The organism is Streptomyces sp. NPDC029956 (genome assembly GCF_055574655.1).
In genome coordinates, this window is the sequence record NZ_JBVHZJ010000119.1 from 1 (window position 1) to 4,671 (window position 4,671).

At 65.9% G+C, this 4,671-nt stretch carries 4 protein-coding genes and 1 pseudogene; 2 read left to right on the forward strand and 3 right to left on the reverse strand.

Annotated elements, in window-relative coordinates; all coding sequences use genetic code 11:
• The first annotated feature begins 226 nt into the window (after positions 1 to 226).
• Together ACZ4XX_RS40130 and ACZ4XX_RS40135 are read left to right on the forward strand one after the other, a co-directional pair.
• Positions 227 to 946 (forward strand): hypothetical protein, encoded by a 720-nt coding sequence (locus ACZ4XX_RS40130; protein ID WP_468512753.1) that lies wholly within the window; start codon positions 227 to 229, stop codon positions 944 to 946.
• Positions 947 to 1,734: 788 nt separating this feature from the next.
• Positions 1,735 to 2,082 (forward strand): hypothetical protein, encoded by a 348-nt coding sequence (locus ACZ4XX_RS40135; protein ID WP_468512754.1) that lies wholly within the window; start codon positions 1,735 to 1,737, stop codon positions 2,080 to 2,082.
• A 132-nt stretch (positions 2,083 to 2,214) separates the two neighbouring features.
• Here the strand turns inward: ACZ4XX_RS40135 and ACZ4XX_RS40140 are convergent, their stop codons facing one another.
• The 3 genes and pseudogenes from ACZ4XX_RS40140 to ACZ4XX_RS40150 form a co-directional block, all read right to left on the reverse strand.
• A complete protein-coding gene (locus tag ACZ4XX_RS40140) occupies positions 2,215 to 3,111 on the reverse strand; it encodes a hypothetical protein (RefSeq protein ID WP_468512755.1) in 897 nt (298 codons plus the stop codon).
• A gap of 295 nt (positions 3,112 to 3,406) precedes the next feature.
• Positions 3,407 to 4,206, reverse strand: a pseudogene (locus tag ACZ4XX_RS40145) (IS5 family transposase).
• A gap of 39 nt (positions 4,207 to 4,245) precedes the next feature.
• Positions 4,246 to 4,500: a DUF6332 family protein gene (locus ACZ4XX_RS40150; protein WP_468512756.1), complete on the reverse strand. Its 255-nt coding sequence runs from the start codon at positions 4,498 to 4,500 to the stop codon at positions 4,246 to 4,248.
• Positions 4,501 to 4,671: the final 171 nt, after the last annotated feature.

A 4,671-nucleotide genomic window follows, 5' to 3' on the forward strand; every position in this document is an offset into this window, starting at 1 on the left:
CGATCTTCCACAGCCCGTCCGGAACAATCCAACTCCACGTACCCCGCCCCATGACGGTCTCAACGACCGCCTCACCACATAGGACACGGTCTAAGAGGGTGTCTCACGTGGTGAGTTCGGTAAGCTTCTCGATCACGAGTGATCGCTGCCCTCACACGACCAGCCGAGGCTGATCACGCCCAGGAAATGAGTATGCGGCTGCGTGACATGAGCCGATCATGTGATGATGACCGATCAGCTGACGATCAGCACATTGACTTTGCGGCACAGGATCCCGGACGACTGGGCGGCTGACCCCTGGGCCGAGGTGCGGCCTCTGATCGACGGCGTGGACGTCCTGAGAGAAGTCCACCCGGGAGGGCTGGTACCCAGCTGTCGGCACTGGACAGGCCCGGCCGGGAACTGGCCGCTGGCGGTCACGCGGGAACCGCGCAGGATCATGATCACCGAACCGACCTGCACCGCCGGCTGCTGCGGCGCCCTGTATGTCACCTTGCGCCGCGAGGGCGATCGGGTGATCTGGGACGCCTGGGAGAACACCAGCGACATCGCCGCCCTGCCCGCGGACATCACCTTCGACTCCGCCCAGTACGAAGCCGAACTCGCGCGGGCCGCGGCGGACCGCAGCTGGGAAGAGCCGGTAGACACCATTGCCCGGCTACTCGAGCAGACCCTTGCAGCCAGCGGCTGGTTCGAACAGTGGGGCTGCGTCCTCACGGGCGTCTGGCCACGACGCGAGGAGCCCGGCGTCCCCGAGGAACTCACCAGTCCCGAGGGGGTCGATGTCGAGTTCGACCACGTCCAGGCACCGGGAGAGCGTGCATGTTCCTACGCGTACGAATTGTTCATCACCCGCGATCAGCCCCTGGAGGAGCAGGTACGGCAGCTCGCGGCCCGCATTCTGGCGGATGATCCGCGGAAGACTGCTGAGCTTCAAGAAGGCTGAGGGCCAGGTGCAAGAACGCACGAGCTGAGAGTGGCCACGTCCTTGACGGGGTCCGCCCTGCGTCAAGGCAGCATCGCCCTGAACGTTTCCTGGGAACGGGACTCACAGGTGAGTTTGGTGAGGCTACCGAGCCAGTCGCTATGTGCGGAGATCCTGGGCGAGCGGCGTCCATCCGGCTGGGTCATGCAGGGCCTGGCCCGCGGGCAGGGCATCATCCACGCACTGGACTGTGACGAGGCCCCTCAGGCGGCCCTCACCCTCACCTGGGACCGAGCTCTGACGCTCGCCGAGCATCCGACTGTGCTCGGTGTGCAGCGCGTCGGCCGAGCTATCGCCCGTGCTGCTCGGCTTCGAGGACGGCATCGACTGACGGAACCTGCGAGAGGTGTGAGAGTCTCCAGCCCACAGGACGGTTCCGGTTGCCGGTGATGTGCCGTTCCCGCAGGACCGGCAGAAGGACGTCGCCTGCATCACGGTCGAAGCTGCCGGGGATGAAGGCGATGCGGTGGCAGACCATGTCGTCGTGCTCCGCCGCGTACCCCTCCCACTTGCCGTTGATGTAGTGCTTCGGGGGGGCGGTGCACGTTCAGGAGTCCGAAGGCGCTGAGCGGCTGAGAAGTCCGATGGGAGTACCGGAGAAGCCGATCTCATTCTGTGGACTCAGGACACCGTGTACGTCTGGGACGTGAAACACGTCGGTGGCGGCGCCGAGAGTGACGGCGGGGGTGAGGTGGCCAATACTTCAGGATCTTCAGGCCCAGCTGAGGAAGAACAACGACAATCGGACGGTGAAGGCAGGGTTCGGCATTCCGTTCACCCTCACCGGGCCCGCCATTCATGATCCGGGCGTATGGCTCAACGTGACATCGTCCAAGAAATACCCGGGGTCGGGCGTCATCACGTACGACAAGCGCAACACGGCCACGCCAGAGCCGAAGCCGCAGCCCGTCGCGGAACCCGTAGCCGCCCCGGAGCCCGGTCCCGACTGGGTCATGGGCTCGCTCATGGTCGGCGCCGGGCTCTTGCTCGGTGGCGTCGCCGCCGCCGACGACCTCACCGGAATCGGAGTCGCCGATGATCCGATCCTGTTCCCCATAGCCGGGGGACTCATCACCGGCGGAGCGGCGGCCTTCTAAGGGCTGTCCCGCAAAGATCGTCTGGTGCGCCCGGCCATGACGCGGCGAATCACCCCAGGCCGCGAAAGTCGAACCACACGCTCAACGCCCGTGGCCAGCCCCCTCAGGGAGCTTGACCACAGGAGCTCATACTCACAGCCCGGCCTGAGCGAGCAAGGACTCGGCCTGTTGCCGCGAGAGATTTGGCGGGGCCGGTGCGGCTGGGGGACACGTGTGGGTGCCGCGGCTGAACGACAGCATCCACTCAGCAAGGGGGCTGTCGGGCTCCAGGGTGGCCACAACCTGTTCACGCATCGCCTGCGGGGTGTCGGCCCGGGCCGCGATCGCATTTCTGACGAAGATGTCCTGGTCATCTGCCAGCACGTCGCGCAGACCGGGCGGCAGGTCCGGATGTGCGGCGACGGCCTCACGGACATCGGAATCCGGGTCGGCAGCCAGCTCAGGGGTCGGTACGGCATGGGCGACCGCAGCGGCGCGGGTCACCGGATCTGCCAACAGTCCCGGCAGAAGGTCCGCGGGAGGGACGAATGCCCGAACACTGCCACTGCGAATGCCTGGGTCGGCATCGGTCAGCAACATCCTGCGGACGTCGTCCGGAGCATCACGCCAGCGCTGGATGACCGACGATCGCACACTGGCCTCCGAGTCCGCGGCCAGGAGGGCTAGCAACTCCGTCGGCAGGTGCTCGTTCATCGCAAGGAACGACCGCACGGAAGGGTCCGGGTCGGCCGCCAGACGGGCGAGCAGCCCCAGAGGCTCGTTCCTGACGCTCGCCGCGACCGCACACCGAACAGCAGGCTCCGGATGCTCCGCAAAGCGGGCCCTGATCCGAGAGGGCACGGAGGAGTTCCCGGCGAGAGTCCGTGCGGAGCCGAGCTCGATGATCTCTGCTATCAGTTCGTCAGTCAGGTCCCGACGCAGCAACGCCACCGCGCGCCGAGCCCCCGGGTGCTGGAGCAGGCGCCGCACCAGGTCAGCGGGCAGGTCATCTTGGGCTGCTAGAGCACTGAGTTCAGCATCCAGTTCCATGGAACGCAGGGTAATCCTCGGGCCTGGAAGAGGACGCCCCAAGCCAATCTACCGTCGCAGCCGGACACCCAACTTGTCATGGGCGGCTCAGGCACAGGTACTGAACGACGGCGAGTACTCATTCCGCAACCCGACCAACCGCTTCGCCCTGTCAGCCGATCGCCTGGCCCGGGTGGCAGCCGCGCTGACGCCCTGACCACCCGCCCATTCCCAACGGCAAGTGGTCATGTTTGGAACAATCCTGCCGTGACTGCTGTGATCACGGCTACGCAGCCGGCATGGATTAGACGTCATCTCATTTGGTGAGTCTGCGGTAGCAGATGAGGGTGCAGGCAAGACTGGTGAAGGCGAGGAAGTGGTCAGCTTTGCGTTCGTAGCGTCGGTGGAGGCGGCGGCAGCCGGCGAGCCAGGCCATGGTGCGTTCGATGGTCCACCGGTGCCGTCCGAGCCGCTGAGAGGACTCAATGCCTTTGCGGGCGATGCGGTGGCGGATGCCTCAGCCGGAGAGCCATTGCCGCAGGTGGCGGTAGTCGTAGCCCTTGTCGGCGTGGAGCTTGCCGGGCTTGCGTCTGCGCCGGCCGCGGCGGGAGCGGATCGGGGGTATGCCCTTCACCAGCGGGATCAGGGCTTGGCTGTCGTGCAGGTTCGCGCCCGAGATTCCGACGGAGATGGGCAGACCGGTCCGCTCGGTGATCAGGTGGATCTTCGAGCCGTACTTGCCCCGGTCGACAGGATTCGGACCTGTCAGATCCCCCTTTTCATCGCCCGCATGTTCACCGAGTCGATCGCGCAGCGGGACCAGTCCAGCTCGCCGCGGGCACCGAGCTCGTTGAGCACCACGCGGTGGAGCTTGGCCCACACCCGGGCCTTCGACCACTCACTGAACCGTCGGTGGGCCGTCGCCCCTGACAAACCGAAGGATGCTGTCGGCAGCTGCTGCCACGTGCAGCCCGACGTGGCCACGAACACGATCGCCGCCAGCACCTCCCGGTCGCCGTGCCGACGTCGGCCACCGCCCTGAGGCCGGACAGGAGCATCCGGCACCACCCGCTGGAACAACGCCCACAACTCGTCAGGCACCAGTCGTTCGACAATCCCCACGTCGGCAGGCTACCGATCGAAGGAGACCCGCAGTTAGCGCCCCTTACGGCGCTGCGCGTCAAAGCGGAGAAGTACCCGCACCAAACGCCACACTCCGGCCGACGCTCCAAGCAGGGCACCCCCTGTCAGCGTGGCCTTTCCTCCTCGACTAGAGACCCCGAGAGCCAGGGCAGGAAGCAGGGCTACGGCAAAGACTGCCGCAGCCAGCGCGACGGCAGTCACCAAAGCGAAAACGATCTCCACCGTCATGGCGTCCTTCTCCCACCGCGACTCACGTCCCTTGTCCATCCCGCAAGTCTCACATCACGGTTAAGCGCGCCGAAAGGCATCGCCGAGACGTGCCAACCAATTGAGATGGCTTCTTATACCGTGTCCTATGTGGTGAGGCGGTCGTTGAGACCGTCATGGGGCGGGGTACGTGGAGTTGGATTGTTCCGGACGGGCTGTGGAAGATCGCGG